The sequence below is a fragment of the Planosporangium spinosum genome (assembly GCF_049999945.1).
GTDB classification, from domain to species: Bacteria; Actinomycetota; Actinomycetes; order Mycobacteriales; family Micromonosporaceae; genus Planosporangium; species Planosporangium spinosum.
The window spans coordinates 1-14,135 of record NZ_JBLYUB010000025.1; the positions used below are offsets into that span (position 1 = coordinate 1).

13 protein-coding genes are annotated in these 14,135 nt (G+C 70.6%); 9 read left to right on the forward strand and 4 right to left on the reverse strand.

Annotation, left to right across the window (positions count from 1 at the left end; genetic code table 11):
• Window positions 1–608: 608 nt before the first annotated feature.
• The 3 genes from ACNTMW_RS26555 to ACNTMW_RS26565 form a co-directional block, all read right to left on the reverse strand.
• The gene (locus tag ACNTMW_RS26555) at window positions 609–854 is read right to left on the reverse strand and encodes a hypothetical protein (RefSeq protein ID WP_426636560.1); all 246 of its coding nucleotides are present in this window, start codon (window positions 852–854) and stop codon (window positions 609–611) included.
• Window positions 851–1,021: a hypothetical protein gene (locus ACNTMW_RS26560; protein WP_426636561.1), complete on the reverse strand. Its 171-nt coding sequence runs from the start codon at window positions 1,019–1,021 to the stop codon at window positions 851–853. The genes ACNTMW_RS26555 and ACNTMW_RS26560 overlap by 4 nt, the downstream gene beginning before the upstream one ends.
• A 122-nt stretch (window positions 1,022–1,143) precedes the next feature.
• A complete protein-coding gene (locus ACNTMW_RS26565; RefSeq protein WP_426636562.1) occupies window positions 1,144–2,352 on the reverse strand; it encodes a helix-turn-helix domain-containing protein in 1,209 nt (402 codons plus the stop codon).
• Between the two features lie 322 nt (window positions 2,353–2,674).
• Here ACNTMW_RS26565 and ACNTMW_RS26570 point away from each other — a divergent pair, with 322 nt between their 5' ends.
• From ACNTMW_RS26570 to ACNTMW_RS26585, 4 genes are all read left to right on the forward strand, one after another.
• On the forward strand, window positions 2,675–3,301 hold the full coding sequence (locus tag ACNTMW_RS26570) for a MarR family winged helix-turn-helix transcriptional regulator (protein ID WP_426636563.1): 627 nt from the start codon (window positions 2,675–2,677) through the stop codon (window positions 3,299–3,301).
• Window positions 3,298–4,929: an MDR family MFS transporter gene (locus ACNTMW_RS26575; protein ID WP_426636564.1), complete on the forward strand. Its 1,632-nt coding sequence runs from the start codon at window positions 3,298–3,300 to the stop codon at window positions 4,927–4,929. Before ACNTMW_RS26570 ends, ACNTMW_RS26575 begins: the two co-directional genes overlap by 4 nt.
• Before the next feature lie 162 nt (window positions 4,930–5,091).
• Window positions 5,092–6,732: a fatty acid--CoA ligase gene (locus ACNTMW_RS26580; protein WP_426636565.1), complete on the forward strand. Its 1,641-nt coding sequence runs from the start codon at window positions 5,092–5,094 to the stop codon at window positions 6,730–6,732.
• Window positions 6,733–6,830: 98 nt separating this feature from the next.
• Complete coding sequence (locus tag ACNTMW_RS26585; RefSeq protein ID WP_426636566.1) at window positions 6,831–8,018, forward strand: methyl-accepting chemotaxis protein; 1,188 nt, start codon at window positions 6,831–6,833, stop codon at window positions 8,016–8,018.
• 100 nt (window positions 8,019–8,118) lie between these two features.
• On the opposite strand, the gene ku is transcribed toward ACNTMW_RS26585, so the two are convergent.
• Window positions 8,119–9,177 carry a non-homologous end joining protein Ku gene (ku, locus tag ACNTMW_RS26590; RefSeq protein ID WP_426636567.1) on the reverse strand — a complete coding sequence of 353 codons (1,059 nt, stop codon included), beginning with the start codon at window positions 9,175–9,177 and terminating at the stop codon, window positions 8,119–8,121.
• Between the two features lie 212 nt (window positions 9,178–9,389).
• Between ku and ACNTMW_RS26595 the strand changes: the two genes are divergently transcribed.
• From ACNTMW_RS26595 to ACNTMW_RS26615, 5 genes are all read left to right on the forward strand, one after another.
• Complete coding sequence (locus tag ACNTMW_RS26595) at window positions 9,390–9,635, forward strand: ATP dependent DNA ligase (protein ID WP_483428540.1); 246 nt, start codon at window positions 9,390–9,392, stop codon at window positions 9,633–9,635.
• Window positions 9,628–10,527 carry a non-homologous end-joining DNA ligase gene (ligD, locus tag ACNTMW_RS26600; RefSeq protein WP_426636569.1) on the forward strand — a complete coding sequence of 300 codons (900 nt, stop codon included), beginning with the start codon at window positions 9,628–9,630 and terminating at the stop codon, window positions 10,525–10,527. Before ACNTMW_RS26595 ends, ligD begins: the two co-directional genes overlap by 8 nt.
• A 32-nt stretch (window positions 10,528–10,559) precedes the next feature.
• A complete protein-coding gene (locus tag ACNTMW_RS26605; protein WP_426636570.1) occupies window positions 10,560–11,102 on the forward strand; it encodes a TetR/AcrR family transcriptional regulator in 543 nt (180 codons plus the stop codon).
• Window positions 11,103–11,163: 61 nt separating this feature from the next.
• On the forward strand, window positions 11,164–12,597 hold the full coding sequence (locus ACNTMW_RS26610; protein WP_426636571.1) for an MFS transporter: 1,434 nt from the start codon (window positions 11,164–11,166) through the stop codon (window positions 12,595–12,597).
• 83 nt (window positions 12,598–12,680) lie between these two features.
• Window positions 12,681–14,123: a PrsW family intramembrane metalloprotease gene (locus tag ACNTMW_RS26615; RefSeq protein ID WP_426636572.1), complete on the forward strand. Its 1,443-nt coding sequence runs from the start codon at window positions 12,681–12,683 to the stop codon at window positions 14,121–14,123.
• Window positions 14,124–14,135: the final 12 nt, after the last annotated feature.

Below are 14,135 nucleotides of genomic sequence, written 5' to 3' on the forward strand. Positions count from 1 at the left end.
CGGCCATCGCGTTCGTCTCCTTCGGTTTGTGACTTAGCCGTCTCGAAGGATCTACGCGGTGGCCGTCTCCTACATCACGACACGCTCATCAACGAGCCCGTCGTACACCATCTCCGTGGACGCAGCCGGCGGCGCGGGCACCTGCTGTACAGCAGCGAAGTACAGCAATCGCGCCGGCCATGGCCGACCGCAGCCACCCGTAGGGCGTTGCACCACAACGGCTCACACCGATCCTGACCGCCCTGCCGGTACTCCGTAGGTTCAGGCTCGGCGAGGCCGGGGCAGGACCAAGATCAGGCCGTCTCCAGGCCGTAGAACGCAGACCAGCAGTGACCAAGGTCGGCCAAGAACGACAGGCGTCGCCGCAGGTCGTCCGGCTTTCGGTCCCATTTGATCGAGTCTGCCCCGCCGCTGGATCACGGCAAGTGGAAGTGAGGCCGGTCGGGAGCGGTGGGCCGACGGCGGCGGGCGGCCCCGCATGACGAGGTCGCACGGGTGGGCGTGGACATGGCGGCGGGGCCGTGTGGTCGCTTCCCCGGTCCGGTGTGCCCCTCCGGACCGCACCGGATCGTCGTACACATGTTCCATCCACAGGCTGTGGAGACAGCTCAGCTCGGGTACTCCCGGGTCCTCGCCCCGGGGAGCCAGCCCACGAACCGGTCGTGCAGCTCCCCGGCCGGCACGCCGCGCAGGTCGGCGGCCGCCTCGACGAACGCCGTACCCAGTACCACGGCCAGCGACGCGGGGGCGTGCGCGTACTCGGCCAGCAGTTGGCGCCGCCGCGACGGGCACGGCCACGGGTACCCGCAGCCGGCGCACGGCCAGTTCGGGCGCAGCGGCTGGTGGGCGCTCACGCTCGCCACCACTCACCGGCGCGACCGGCCAGCTCGTCGAGAGCCGCGACGACCGCCGGGCACCGGTACCGGACGCCGCACCGGGCGCAGACCAGCCGCCACCCGAACCAGCGCTTCACCGGCTGGTGGTCGACGAGCACCTGGTACGCCTCGACCCTGCCGTCCATCGTCGCCTCCCTCGATACGGGGAGCGCGGCGGCCGGGCCAGGTGCGGATCATCCGACCGCCGCGTCCACACGTAAGCGTGGGGCGGCGGTCGCCCTGCCCCGTTGCCAATTGGCAACGGCGCTCAGACGGCGATTCCTGCCCGCTCGGCGAATCCGCGTAGCTCGGCCGCGTCGGTGCGCTGCTGGGCACGCTCCAGCAGCCCCCGGGCGGTCTCCCGGGCGAGTGGCATCACGCGTACCCGCTGGGGCGCGAGGCGTTCTGCGGTGAGCAGCATCCGGACCGCTTCCCGGTCCTTGCGGGCACGCGCGAGCGCACGGGCAGTGTCGAGGTAGAAGGCGGACTGGCGAACGGCTGCGCCGAACGTCACCGGATTCACCTTGCGGGCGATCTCCACGGCCAGTCCCGGTCGACCCAGGTCGGTCTCGACGCCGATCCGCCAGACGTCGACGTTGGTCGGGCCGAAGAACATGTCCCACGAATGGCTCTCGCCGGTCCGCACCGCGATCCGCCGGGCCTCGGCGAATCCCTCGCGCGATCGGTCGGGATCTTTCAGCGCGGCCGAGGAGAAGGCTGTCCGCAATGTCAGGAGTCCGAGCGCTTCGAGAGCCAGCGGATCTGCCAGGTGTCCGTCGAGCGCATCGATGCCACGGACCGCCAGGGTGTGTGCGCGCCGATACCCGTCGCATCCGGTCGCCGCGCAGGTGCGTCCGAATTCTGCTACGGCGAGCGCGACCGGGTTCTCCAGGCGTTGGGCGGCCTCTCGCCCGCGTTCCGCGGCCAACCAGGCCTCTGCCGGATGCCCGAAGTGCTTGAGTGCAGCCATGGTGACCAGATGTGCCTGGACCGACAATCCGAGTGCCGCCCGAGCGCCCGTGCCGGAACTGGCGGCGGCGTGCAGGTCGAGGAGTACTCCGGGAAGCATCCGGCCGAGCCCCGCGTGATCGCATCTGCGGTACAGGTCGCGGGCGAGCGCTACCCGCTGTTCGAGCACGGCCATCGGTGGTGCTGACCGTGTTGCCGGCTCGTCCGGCGCGGTTTCGATCAAAGCCTGGCGGATCAGCGGCACGCACGCATCGGCGGCGGCGATCAGCGGGTCACTGGTGAGGGCAGGCTGCCCGGTGAGATCGGCCACCGAGCATCCGAGCGCGTTCGCGATGTCGGCGAGCATGAACCGGTTGTCGACGGTACGCAGGCCGCGTTCGATCCTCGACCACGTTGACGCGCTGATGCCGGCCCGGTCGGCGGCGTGGCGGACACTCCAGCCACGTAGTTGCCGTCGGGTACGGATCCGTTCGCTGACTCCGGGGTTATCACCTGCTCGTCGCGGCATCGCGTCTCCATCCCATGCAGCGGGTTGGACGTCGCGTCAGCCTACTCGCGAATCCACCCGGCCAATGGGCTCGAGCCTCGACCGGTGCCGGCAGGTGCAAGTCGGTCGGCGCTGGGTACCGGCGTCGTAGGGGACGACGCAGCTCGCCGGGATGGGGACGAAGCCGGCGAGCGGCGCGAGCGGCGCGACTGTGCGCGCCAAACGGTGACCCGCAAGCGGTGGAGTGTCGAGAGCGGTGACGTAGCTCGCACAAAAAGCGTTCGCGTCGGCCGCCCACCTGGCCGATGGTTGTATCAAACAACTAACGGGGGGAGGGTGAACGGTGCCGCATGACGGGTGCTCGGACGACGAGTACGACGAGTACGTCGCGATCGGTCGACAGTTCGGCCTCTTCTTCCGCCGAGCTGAGCGTTTCTACCAGAGCATTTCGTTCGACACCTCAGGCCCCGCGCTCGAGCGTGCGGCGTACGGGGTGCTCGGGCGGATCGCGACCGGCGGCCCCGAGCGGTTGTCCACCCTGGCCGGCGAACTGTGCGTCGACATGTCGACGGCGAGCCGCCAGGTGGCGGCGCTGGAGACGGCCGGGCTGGTCCGGAAGGCACCGGACCCGACCGACCGCCGGGCGAGCCTGATCGAGATCACGCTGACCGGGGCGAAGGTCCTCGCCGCGCACCGCGAGCGGTGGCTGGGGGCGCTCAAGCAGCTCATGGCGGACTGGACACCGGCCGAGCGGCGGGAGTTCGCGCGACTCTTCGCCCGGCTCAACGAGGCCATGGAAACCGAGGCCGTGAAGAAGAGCGAGACCACGGAGACCGAGGCCATGGACAAGAAGAACGAGGCCATGGACAAGAAGAACGAGGCCATGGACAAGAAGAACGAGGCCATGGACAAGAAGAACGAGGCCATGGAGAAGAACTCGCCGGCGAGCGCCGGGATGGAGAGGGAATGACCACGACCACGACCGCGACCGAACCTTCCAGGCTCACCCACAGACAGATCCTGTTGCTGATGTTCGGTCTGATGGCCGGCATGCTGCTCGCCGCGCTCGACCAGACGATCGTCGGTACGGCGCTGCCGACAATCATCGGCAAGCTGGGCGGGATCGAGCACTACTCCTGGGTCGTGACGGCCTACCTGCTGGCCTCCACGGCCTCCACCCCGCTGTACGGCAAGGTCAGCGACCTGTACGGACGGCGCCCGATCTTCCTGTTCGCGATCGTGACGTTCCTGGTCGGCTCGCTGCTGGCCGGCCTCTCGCAGAACATGGTGTCGCTGATCGTGTTCCGCGGGATCCAGGGCCTGGGCGCCGGCGGCCTGATGACCCTGGCCTTCACGATCATCTCCGACGCGGTGCCGCCCCGGGAGCGGGGCCGCTACCAGGGCCTGTTCGGTGCGGTGTTCGGCCTGTCGTCGGTGGCCGGTCCGCTGGCCGGCGGGTACTTCGCCGAGCACAACTGGCGCTGGATCTTCTACATCAACCTGCCGATCGGCATCGCGGCGCTGTTCCTGTCCAACCACGTGCTGCGGATGCTGCCGCACTCCAAGCGTGACCACAAGATCGACTGGCTGGGCGCCGCGTTGCTGGTGTCGGGCGTGAGTGCGATCCTGCTGGCGCTGTCCTGGGGCGGGCAGAAGGAGCCCAACGGGTACGCCTGGAGCTCGCCGGTCATCATCGGCCTGCTCGCCGTCGGGGCCATCCTGAGCGCGATCTTCGTGTTCGTCGAGTCGCGGGCCAGCGAGCCGATCCTGCCGCTGCGGCTGTTCCGCCGGCCGACCTTCTCGATCGCCAACGCCGCCGGCTTCATCCTCGGCTTCGGCATGTTCGGCTCGATCATCTACGTGCCGCTGTACCTGCAGATCGTCAAGGGTGCGACGCCCACGAGTTCCGGCCTGCTGATGCTGCCGATGATGGTCGGCATCATCTTCACGTCGATCATCTCCGGTCAGATGATCAGCAAGATCGGCCGGTACAAGTGGTTCACCGTCGCCGGCACGCTGGTGATGGCCCTCGGCATGGTGATCTTCGCCTTCATCGGCGTGGACACCGCGGTGGGACTGTCGTTCATCCCGATGGTGATCATCGGTATCGGCCTGGGCCTGTCGATGCAGCCGCTGGTCCTCGCCGTGCAGAACGCCCTCGACCTGCGCGACATGGGTGCGGGTACGGCCACGGCCACGTTCTTCCGGTCGCTGGGTGGTTCGTTCGGCGTGGCGGCCCTGGGTGCGATCATGACCAACCGACTGGCGACCGAGCTTCAGCCGCGCGTGATGGAGGCCGTCCGCCAGCTTCCGGCGCAGGCCCAGCAGAAGATGGCCGGCGCGATGTCGGGTGGTGTCTCGATCAACGACCCCAAGTCGATCAAGGCGTTGCCGGACCTGGTACGCCGCGCGATCGAGGAGGGCTTCGTCGCCTCCCTGCACCCGCTGTTCCTCGTCTCGGCCGGGGTCACGCTGCTCGCGGTGCTCCTGTGCGTGGCGCTGCCCAACGGCGTGCTGCGGGGCGGCGGGCCCGGGCCGGCCCCCGCGACCGAGGAGGACGCCGCCGCCGACATGGAGGCCAAGGCCGCAATGATCTGATCGCGGCACCCCGGCCGCGATGATGACCTGACGTCGGCCGCAATCAGGTTGGGCTGCCCGGTCCCCGGTGAGGGGGCCGGGCAGCCCGTCTTTGATCACCAACCGGTGGACCTGCCCGATCGGACCTTCCACATGTGTGACGCGCACCACTAACGTCTGGGTATGAAGAGCACGATGATGCCGACGCCGTTGCTGGTGTCGCGGCTTCTGGAGCACGGTAGGACCGTCCACGGCGCCGCCGAGGTGATCACCTGGACCGCGTCGGGGCCGCGCCGGACCTCCTTCGCCGACATCGGTCGCCAGGCGGCGCGGTTGGCCCACGCCCTGCGTGACGATCTCGGGGTCACCGGCGACCAGCGGGTCGCCACGTTCATGTGGAACAACGCCGAGCACCTCGTCGCGTACTTCGCCGTGCCCAGCATGGGTGCCGTACTCCACACCCTCAACATCCGGCTCTTCCCGGAGCAGGTCGTCTACATCGCCAACCACGCCGAGGACAAGGTCGTCATCGTCGACGGGACGCTGATCCCGCTGCTGGCCCGGGTGCTGCCGCAGTTGTCCACGGTCGAGCACGTCGTCGTGGTCGGGGCCGGCGACACCGCGCCGCTGGACGCCGCGTCGCACGTGACCGTGCACCGCTGGGACGACCTGCTCGCCGGCCGGCCCGACCGGTACGACTGGCCGGTCGTCGACGAGAACGACGCCGCCGCGCTCTGCTACACCTCGGGTACCACCGGCAACCCCAAGGGCGTGGCCTACTCGCACCGCTCCATCTGGCTGCACTCCATGGAGGTGTGCATGGCCGAGACGTTCGGGCTCGGCCCTACCGACACGGAACTGGTCATCGTGCCGATGTTCCACGCCATGGCGTGGGGGCTGCCGTACGCCTCCTTCATGGGCGGCGCCTCGCTGCTGATGCCCGACCGTTTCCTCCAGGCGGCACCGCTCGCGGAGATGATCACGCAGGTCAGGCCGACCCACGGCGGCGCCGTCCCGACGATCTGGAACGACCTGCTGGCGTACCTCGACACCCACCCGGCGGACGTCTCGTCGCTCAAGGAGGTCGTGGTCGGCGGCTCGGCCTGCCCGCCGGCGCTGATGCACGCGTTCTCCGAGCGGTACGACATCGAGATCATCCACGCCTGGGGCATGACTGAGATGTCCCCGCTGGGCTCGATCGCCCGCCCGCCGGCCGGGGTCACCCCCGAGGAGGCCTGGTCCTACCGGTACACCCAAGGCCGGATCCCGGCCTCGGTGGAGGCCCGCATCGTGGGGCCGCTCGGCGAACCGCTGCCCGCCGATGGCAGGGCCGTGGGCGAGCTGGAGGTCCGCGGCCCGTGGATCACCGAACGGTACCTGGGGGAGAGCGAGCCCGACCCGGAGAAGTTCCGCGACGGCTGGCTGCGTACCGGCGACGTCGGCACGCTGTCCGCCGACGGCTACCTCACCCTGACCGACCGCGCCAAGGACGTCATCAAGTCCGGCGGGGAGTGGATCAGCTCGGTCGATCTGGAGAACGCCCTGATGGCGCATCCGGCGGTACTGGAGGCGTGCGTCGTCGGCGTACCCGACGAGAAGTGGAGCGAGCGGCCGCTGGCCACGGTGGTGCTCCGGGAGGGTGCGACGGCGACCGCCGACGAGCTGTGCGAGTTCCTCGCGACCAAGGTCGCCCGCTGGCAGCTGCCGGAGCGGTGGGCGTTCATCGAGACGGTGCCCAAGACCAGCGTCGGCAAGTTCGACAAGAAGGTGGTGCGCGCGCGGTATGCCGACGGTGGGCTGGATGTGGTGCAGCTCGCGGAGTAGTGCAGTGTGCTGAGTCACATGCTCTTCAGTCGGGTGCGGCGCCGGTCGATGGCGAATTACCCGTACCCGGTCCGCCCGTACCCGGCTGAGGAGTCACCGTGTTCACTCTCGTCGAGCGCCTGCCGACCAAGCTGCGTACCTCGCTCGCACTGCTCTTCCTGTGCGGCGGCTTCCTCGCGCTGGGCCTGTACGCGCGCTCGGTGGCGCACGAGGTCGCCGCGGGGCTCCCGGCGGGCTCGCCGGCCCGCGCCGCGCTCGACCAGTTGGCCGCGCTGGCGCTGTGGGTGCCGGTCGTGCTCGTGCCGGCCGGCCTCTACCTGCAGATGTCGACGTGGGTGAGCATCGTCCGTACGCTGAAGCACGCCGCGACCGTGATCATGGTCGCTTCCACCGGAGACCTGTCGCCGCGGATGAACATCCCCGGCAGGGACGAACTGCACAAGATGGGGCTGGCCTTCAACACGATGATCGGCCAGTTCCAGGCGACCGTGCACGGCATCCGGCAGGCGATCGACGAGCTGACCGCGTCGTCGTCCGCGCTGAGGTCGGCCAGCGACACCATGGCCGCGGCCGCCGACTCCACCGCGACCGAGCTGGAGCTGGCGGCGGAGTCGTCCCGGCAGGCCAGCCAGGAGGTGGAGTCGATCGCCACCGGTACGCAGCAGCTGCGGCAGGCGATCGGTGAGGTCAGCGCCGACACCACCGCCGTGTCCCGGTCCACCGACGGTGCCGTGACCAGCGTGGCGCAGGCCACCGAGAACGTGGAGCGGCTGCGTGAGTCCAGTCAGGCGATCGGCGAGGTGGTGCGCTCGATCAACGCCATCGCCGCGCAGACCAACCTGCTCGCCCTGAACGCGACCATCGAGGCCGCCCGGGCCGGCGAGGCCGGGCGCGGCTTCGCGATCGTGGCCGGCGAGGTGAAGGAGCTGGCGCAGATGACGGCCACGGCCACCGAGGAGATCTCCCGGCGGGTGGAGGCCATCCAGGGCGACACCGACGAGGCGGTGGCCGCGGTGACCGGCTTCGCCGAGGTCATCCGGTTCATCGCCGAGCACCAGACCAGCATCGCCAGCGCGATCGAGGAGCAGACCGCGACGATCGGGGCCATGGCGCACGGCGCCGGTACGGTCAGCACCAGCTCCGCGCGCATCAGCGAGTCGATCGGTACGGTCGGTGACGCCGCCAAGGACGTACGCGCCGCCTCGGTGGAGACGCACCGGACGGTCGTCGACCTGACCGCGACCGCCGACCGGCTGGGCGAGCTCGTCTCCGTCTTCCGGGGCTGACCGCCCCGCCCCGCCCGCCCCATATCCCATGATCACGGAGTTTCGTCCGTGCCGGGACCCGGAGATGTTTCCGTGATCATGGGGGGCGGGAGCTGGTGGGTCAGGCGGACTTGCGGGCCGCGGTCTTCTTGGCCGCCGTCTTCTTCGCGGGTTCGGCGGTCTTCGCGGCGGCCGTCTTCTTGGTGGCGGTGGCCTTTGCGGGCGCGGCCTTCCTGGCCGGGGCCGCCTTCTTGGCAGCCGCCTTCCCGGACGTGTTCTTCGCCGGGGCGGCCGTGTGCGACCGGTCCGACCCGCCGGACGTCGCGGTGCGGCCCTGACCGGTCGCGGTCGACTCGGCCGACCTGATCGGGGTGGCGTCGGCGTGGTCGCCGGCGGCCTCGCCCCGGGCGGCGCGGGCCCGCTCCACGGAGGCGCGCAGCGCGGCCATCAGGTCGATCGCGCCGGCCGGTGCCGGTTCCTCCGCCTCGGGCGCCACCACCTCGCGGCCGCCGACCTTGGCGTCGATGACCTCCTGCAACGCCGCCCGGTAGTCGTCGGTGTAGGCCGTGGGCTCGAAGTCCGCCGCCATCGACTCGATCAGCGAGCCGGCCATGGCCAGTTCCGCCGGGCGCACGTCGATGTCGTCGTCGAGGAAGTCAAACGCGGGTTTGCGTACCTCGTCCGGCCACAGCATGGTGTTGAGCACCAGCACGTCGTCGCGTACCCGCAGGGTGGCGAGCTGCTCGCGCTGGCGGAGCGCCACCTTCACGATCGCGACCCGGTCGGTGCGGGTGAGGGCGTCGCGCAGCAGCACGTACGGCTTGGTCGCGGAGCCGTCCGGCTCCAGGTAGTACGCCTTGGCGTACAGGATCGGGTCGACCTGCTCGGCGGGTACGAACTCCAGCACGTCGATCGCGTGGCTGGTGGCGAGCGGGAGGTCGGCGAAGTCGTCGTCGGTCAGCACCACCATCTCGCCGCCGCCGAGGTCGTACCCCTTGGCGATGTCGTCGTAGCTGACCTCCTCGCCGCACACCGAGCAGGTCCGCTTGTAGCGGATCCGGCCGCCGTCGGCGCGGTGGACCTGGTGGAAGCGGATGTCCTTCTCCTCCGTGGCCGAGTACAGCCGCACCGAGATGGACACCAGCCCGAAGGAGACCGCCCCCTTCCAGATGGACCGCATCGCCGCACATCCCCCTTCGCCCTGCGCCCCGTACGCCCCACGAGGCAGCCGAGGGCTACCTACCCCTCAGGGTCGCCGTCGATACGTGCGTTGAGCAGCACGCATGCCCAGCATCGCATCGCGGGCGCGCTTCGCGCGAGGTCATCTTCGTTCCGACTGTCCATCGACAGCTCGCGGTGGGTCCTTAGCATCGGTGGGGTGTCCGGCTCGCCATTCGCGCCCATGCTCGCCGCCGCCGGCCCGCTGCCCACGGGCGCCGGCGTGCGGTCCCCGCTCGTCGTGGCCGACCTGCCGTTCGGCCGGCCGCCCGCCGGGAGGATTCGCCAACCGCGATCCGGGTACGTCCGCAGGTGGTGGAGATGAGGTTCGCACAGCGAACGCGGGACGGCCGGCTACGCTTCCCCCGGTTCCTCCGGCTGCGGCCGGACAAGACCCCGGAAGAAGTGGTCGATGAGTGATCGGGTACTGGTCAGGGTGGACGGCCGCGAGCTGGAGCTGTCCAACCTGGACAAGGTGTTCTACCCGGAGGCCGGGTTCACCAAGGGCGAGGTCATCGACTACTACACCCGGGTCGCTCCGGTGCTCCTGCCGCACCTGCGCGACCGCCCGGTGACCCGGATCCGGTACCCGGACGGCGTGGCCGCCAAGGGCTTCTTCGAGAAGAACGCCCCGGCCGGTACGCCGGACTGGGTACGCCTGGAGCGGCTGCCCGCGCCGGGGTCGAGTATGGGTCGGGAGACGATCGACTATGTCGTCTGCGACGACCTGCCCACGCTGGTGTGGCTGGCGAACCTGGCCTCGCTGGAGCTGCACGTCCCGCAGTGGCGGATCGGGGCGGCCGGCCCGGACCTGCTGGTGGTTGACCTGGACCCGGGGCCGCCGGCCGGCATCCGGGAGTGCTGCGAGGTGGCGCTGTTGATGCGGGAGCGGCTGGCGGCCGACGGCATCGACGCGTACCCGAAGACCTCCGGCAGGAAGGGTATGCAGTTGGCCTGCCCGGTCTCGGGTGAGCAGTCGGCCGACGAGGTCAGCGGGTACGCCAAGCGGGTCGCCCGGGAGCTGGAGCGCGCCGCGCCGGAGCTGGTCGTGTCGCGGATGACCAGGAGCCTGCGCCCGGGCAAGGTCTTCATCGACTGGAGCCAGAACAACGCGGCGAAGACCACCGTCGCCCCGTACTCGCTGCGGGCCCAGCCGACCCCGACGGTGTCGACCCCGCTGCGCTGGGAAGAGGTGGAGTCCCGGAAGGTGGTGCCGGCCAGCCTGACCGCGCCCGTGGTGCTGGAGCGGGTGGCCCGGTACGGCGACCTGACGAGCGGGCTGTGTGAACCGGGGCCTCGGGTGCCCGATTGACAAGTTAGTTAGTAGCCACTAACTTAGTGATCATGGGTAGCGGAAGTACGCGCATGAGCGCCGCCGAGCGGCGCGAAGCGGTGCTGCGTGCGGCCCGGGTCGAGTTCGGCGCTGGGGGCTACGCCGCCACGAGTACGGAGGCGATCGCCCGCCGGGTCGGGGTCTCCCAGCCGTACCTGTTCCGGCTCTTCCCGTCGAAGAAGGCGCTCTTTCTCGCCACGGTCGACCGCTGCTTCGACGACATGCGTGACCTGTTCACCCGCGCCGCCGGCGATCGGGTCGGCGGGGAGGCGCTCCGCGACATGGGCCATGCCTACAACTCACTGCTCGACAACCGCGAGATCCTCCAGATGCAGTTGCAGACCTGGGCTGCGGCCTGCCAGGACGGCGATGTGCGGGTGCTGGCGCGCAAGCGGCTGTCGGAGCTGTGGCACCTGGTGGAGCGGATCTCCGGTGCGGACACCGAGCAGGTGGTCGCGTTCATGGGGCGCGGCATGCTGCTCAATGTGCTCGCGGCGGTGGAGCTGCCGCGCATGCAGGACCAGCTGGAGGACGCGTTCAACGACGCGGACTGAGGCCGACGCCAATTTTTTTTGCGCCCAGAAGTTAGTGACTAATTACTTACTAGGGGGAGATGTGTCGAAGTCCTGGTGGACCTACCTCGTCACCGGGGTGGCGGTTTTCATGGCCGCGATGGACAACCTCGTCGTGACCAACGCGCTGCCGGTGATCCGTACCGATCTCGGGACCGGCCTCGAGGGGCTGGAGTGGACGGTCAACGCGTACACCTTGACCTTCGCGGTCTTCCTGCTCACCGCCGCGGTGCTGGGTGACCGCGTCGGCCGTCGGCGCCTGTTCGCCGCCGGGCTCGCCGTCTTCACCGCCGCGTCGGCGGTCGCCGCGCTGGCGCCGGACATCGGCGTACTGGTGGCGGCACGGGCGGTACAGGGGCTCGGTGGAGCGGTCGTCCTGCCGTTGTCACTGACGTTGCTGGTGGGTGTCGTGCCGCCGGCCCGGCGCGGTCGCGCCCTCGGTGCGTGGGGCGCGATGAGCGGCCTCGGCGTCGCGCTCGGGCCGGTCGTCGGGGGCGCCGTCACCGAGTACGCGTCGTGGCAGTGGATCTTCTGGATCAACGTTCCCGTCGGTCTGGTCCTGCTGCCGTTGACCGCCCTCGTCCGGGACAGCCGGGGCCGCCCCGGTCGCCTGGACCCGCTCGGTACCGCGCTGGTCACCGCCGGGCTGTTCGGGATCGTGTACGGGCTCGTGCGGGGCAACGGCCACGGCTGGACCAGCGGGTCGGTGCTGGCCGGACTGGTCGGCGGCGGCGTCCTGCTCCTGGCGTTCGTGGCGTGGCAGGCCCGTACCGACGCCCCCATGATGCCGCTGTCGATGTTCGCCTCCCGCGGGTTCTCGCTCGCCACGGCCGTCGGGCTGCTGATGTCGTTCGGCATGTTCGGCACGGTGTTCCTGCTGGCCCAGTTCATGCAGGGGGTGCAGCACCTCTCGCCGCTCGCCGCCGGGGTGCGCACGCTGCCGTGGACGGCCATGCCGGCGATCACCGCGCCGGTGGCGGGGATCCTGACCGACCGGATCGGCGGCCGGCGCATCGTCGCCCTCGGCCTCGCCCTCCAGGCCGCCGGCGTCGGCTGGCTCGCCGCGATCACCTCGCCGGACCTGCCGTACCCGCACATGATCGGTCCGTTCGTGCTCGCCGGCGCCGGCATGGGCCTGTTCTTCGCCCCGAGTACCCGGCTCGTCCTGGCCTTCGTGCCCGCCCCGCTGGAGGGCGTCGCCTCGGGTACCGCCAACGCCGTCCGCCAGTTCGGCACCGTCCTCGGTATCGCGGTCCTCGGTGCGATCTTCTCCGCGCGCGGCGGGTACGCCACCGCACAGCAGTTCGTCGACGGCGTCGTACCGGCGGCCGCGGTCGGTGCGGTGGTGCTCGCCGCCGGTGCCGTGGTGGCGCTCGCGATTCCGCGGACCACGCCGTCACCGGCCGGGGCGCCCGCCCCGCTGGGCGCCGAAGATCGGCACAACTTCCGGGAAGTCGTGGCCTCGACCGGGGGCTGAGGCCACAACGTCCCGGAAGTTGTGCCGATCAAGGGTGGCCGTGCGGGAACCTGCCGCCCGACCGCGCTGACTACGCTGACGGGATGAGCGACCTGCCGCCCGCCGGCAACCCCACTCCGCCCGGCGCGTACCCCAGCCCCGGAATGGCGCTCGCGGCCGCGCCCCCGCCGCCGCGGCGCCTGGACTGGCGCCGCGGCGCCATGCTCGGCGGCGTGATCGCGCTGATCGCCCTCAGCGGCCTCGCGGTCCTGTCCTATGTCGGATGGCAGATCGGCCCGCTCGCGCTCACCGTCGGTATCGTGGCCGCGATCCTGCCCGTACCGCTGCTGGTCTTCTGCTTCCTGTGGCTGGACCGGTACGAGCCGGAGCCGGTCAAGTACCTGGCGTTCTGCTTCGGCTGGGGCGCCTGTGTGGCGACCGGGGTCGCGCTCGTCGTCAACACCGTGGCGAGCAAGCTGTTCGCCACCTGGGGGCTGCCCGGCGGCCTGGTCGGAGTGCTCGTCGCGCCGTTCATCGAGGAGACGATGAAGGCGCTCGGCCCGATCCTGCTGTTCGCCGTGCGCCGGCGCACGTACTCCGGCCTGATCGACGCCATCGTCTACTGTGGCCTGTCGGCGACCGGCTTCGCGATGGTGGAGAACATCCTCTACCTCGGTGGTCACGGGTACGCGGCGACCGCGGACAAGAACGGGCCGCTGGCCGGGGCCACCGCCGTGGTCGTCATCTTCATCGCCCGGATCCTGATGAGCGGCTTCGCCCATCCGCTGTTCACCTCGATGACCGGGATCGGCCTGGGTATCGCCGCCCGCGCCGGGGACCGGAGGGTGCGCTGGCTGACCCCGCTAGCGGGGCTGATCGTCGCGATGATGCTGCACGGCACCTGGAACCTGATGGCCGTCCTGACCCAGGAGTCGGGTCAACTGCTGGTGATGCTGTACGGGTACGTCGCGGTGATGATGCCGATCTTCTTCGGGATGGTCGGGTTCGCCCTGTGGCTGCGCGGCGCCGAGGGGCGGCTGACCGAGCGGGTCGTCGGCGAGTACGTGCGGGCCGGCTGGTTCTCCCCACCGGAGGCGGCGACGCTGGGCACCCTGGGGCGGCGGCTGGCCGCCCGGCGCTGGGCGAAGCGGGTCGCCGGGGACGCCGGGGCCAAGGCGATGCGCGCCTACCAGTTCGACGCGACCCGGCTGGCGTTGCTGCGCGACGGGATGAGCCGCGGGGTCGGACTCGAGGGCGCGGAAGCCGCCGAGACGCTGGCCGAGGAGCGCCGGCTGCTCGCCGCGATCGACGCGTACCGCCGGGTCTTCACGGGCCGTGACCCGTACGCGTCCCGCGCCCGCTGGGACGGCGCGCGTTACCAGCTGACCTTCCCCGACGGCGGGGTACGCGCGGCCGACGCGCCGCCGCAGCCGGTCGTGCCGGTACCCGTGGTGCTCGGCCCCGCAGGCCATCCGGTGCCGGGGCACCCCGCGCCGGGGTACCCGTCCCCGGCGCAGCCCGGCTACGGGCCCGCCGGTTACCGGTAGCGGCCGGTCACC

Coding starts and splice junctions, on each gene's coding strand:
- ACNTMW_RS26560 (WP_426636561.1), bottom strand. CDS start 1,021: ATGGACGGCAGGGTCGAGGCGTACCAGGTGCTCGTCGACCACCAGCCG.
- ku (WP_426636567.1), bottom strand. CDS start 9,177: ATGCGGTCCATCTGGAAGGGGGCGGTCTCCTTCGGGCTGGTGTCCATC.
- ACNTMW_RS26615 (WP_426636572.1), top strand. CDS start 12,681: ATGAGCGACCTGCCGCCCGCCGGCAACCCCACTCCGCCCGGCGCGTAC.
- ACNTMW_RS26580 (WP_426636565.1), top strand. CDS start 5,092: ATGAAGAGCACGATGATGCCGACGCCGTTGCTGGTGTCGCGGCTTCTG.
- ACNTMW_RS26575 (WP_426636564.1), top strand. CDS start 3,298: ATGACCACGACCACGACCGCGACCGAACCTTCCAGGCTCACCCACAGA.
- ACNTMW_RS26605 (WP_426636570.1), top strand. CDS start 10,560: ATGGGTAGCGGAAGTACGCGCATGAGCGCCGCCGAGCGGCGCGAAGCG.
- ligD (WP_426636569.1), top strand. CDS start 9,628: ATGAGTGATCGGGTACTGGTCAGGGTGGACGGCCGCGAGCTGGAGCTG.
- ACNTMW_RS26565 (WP_426636562.1), bottom strand. CDS start 2,352: ATGCCGCGACGAGCAGGTGATAACCCCGGAGTCAGCGAACGGATCCGT.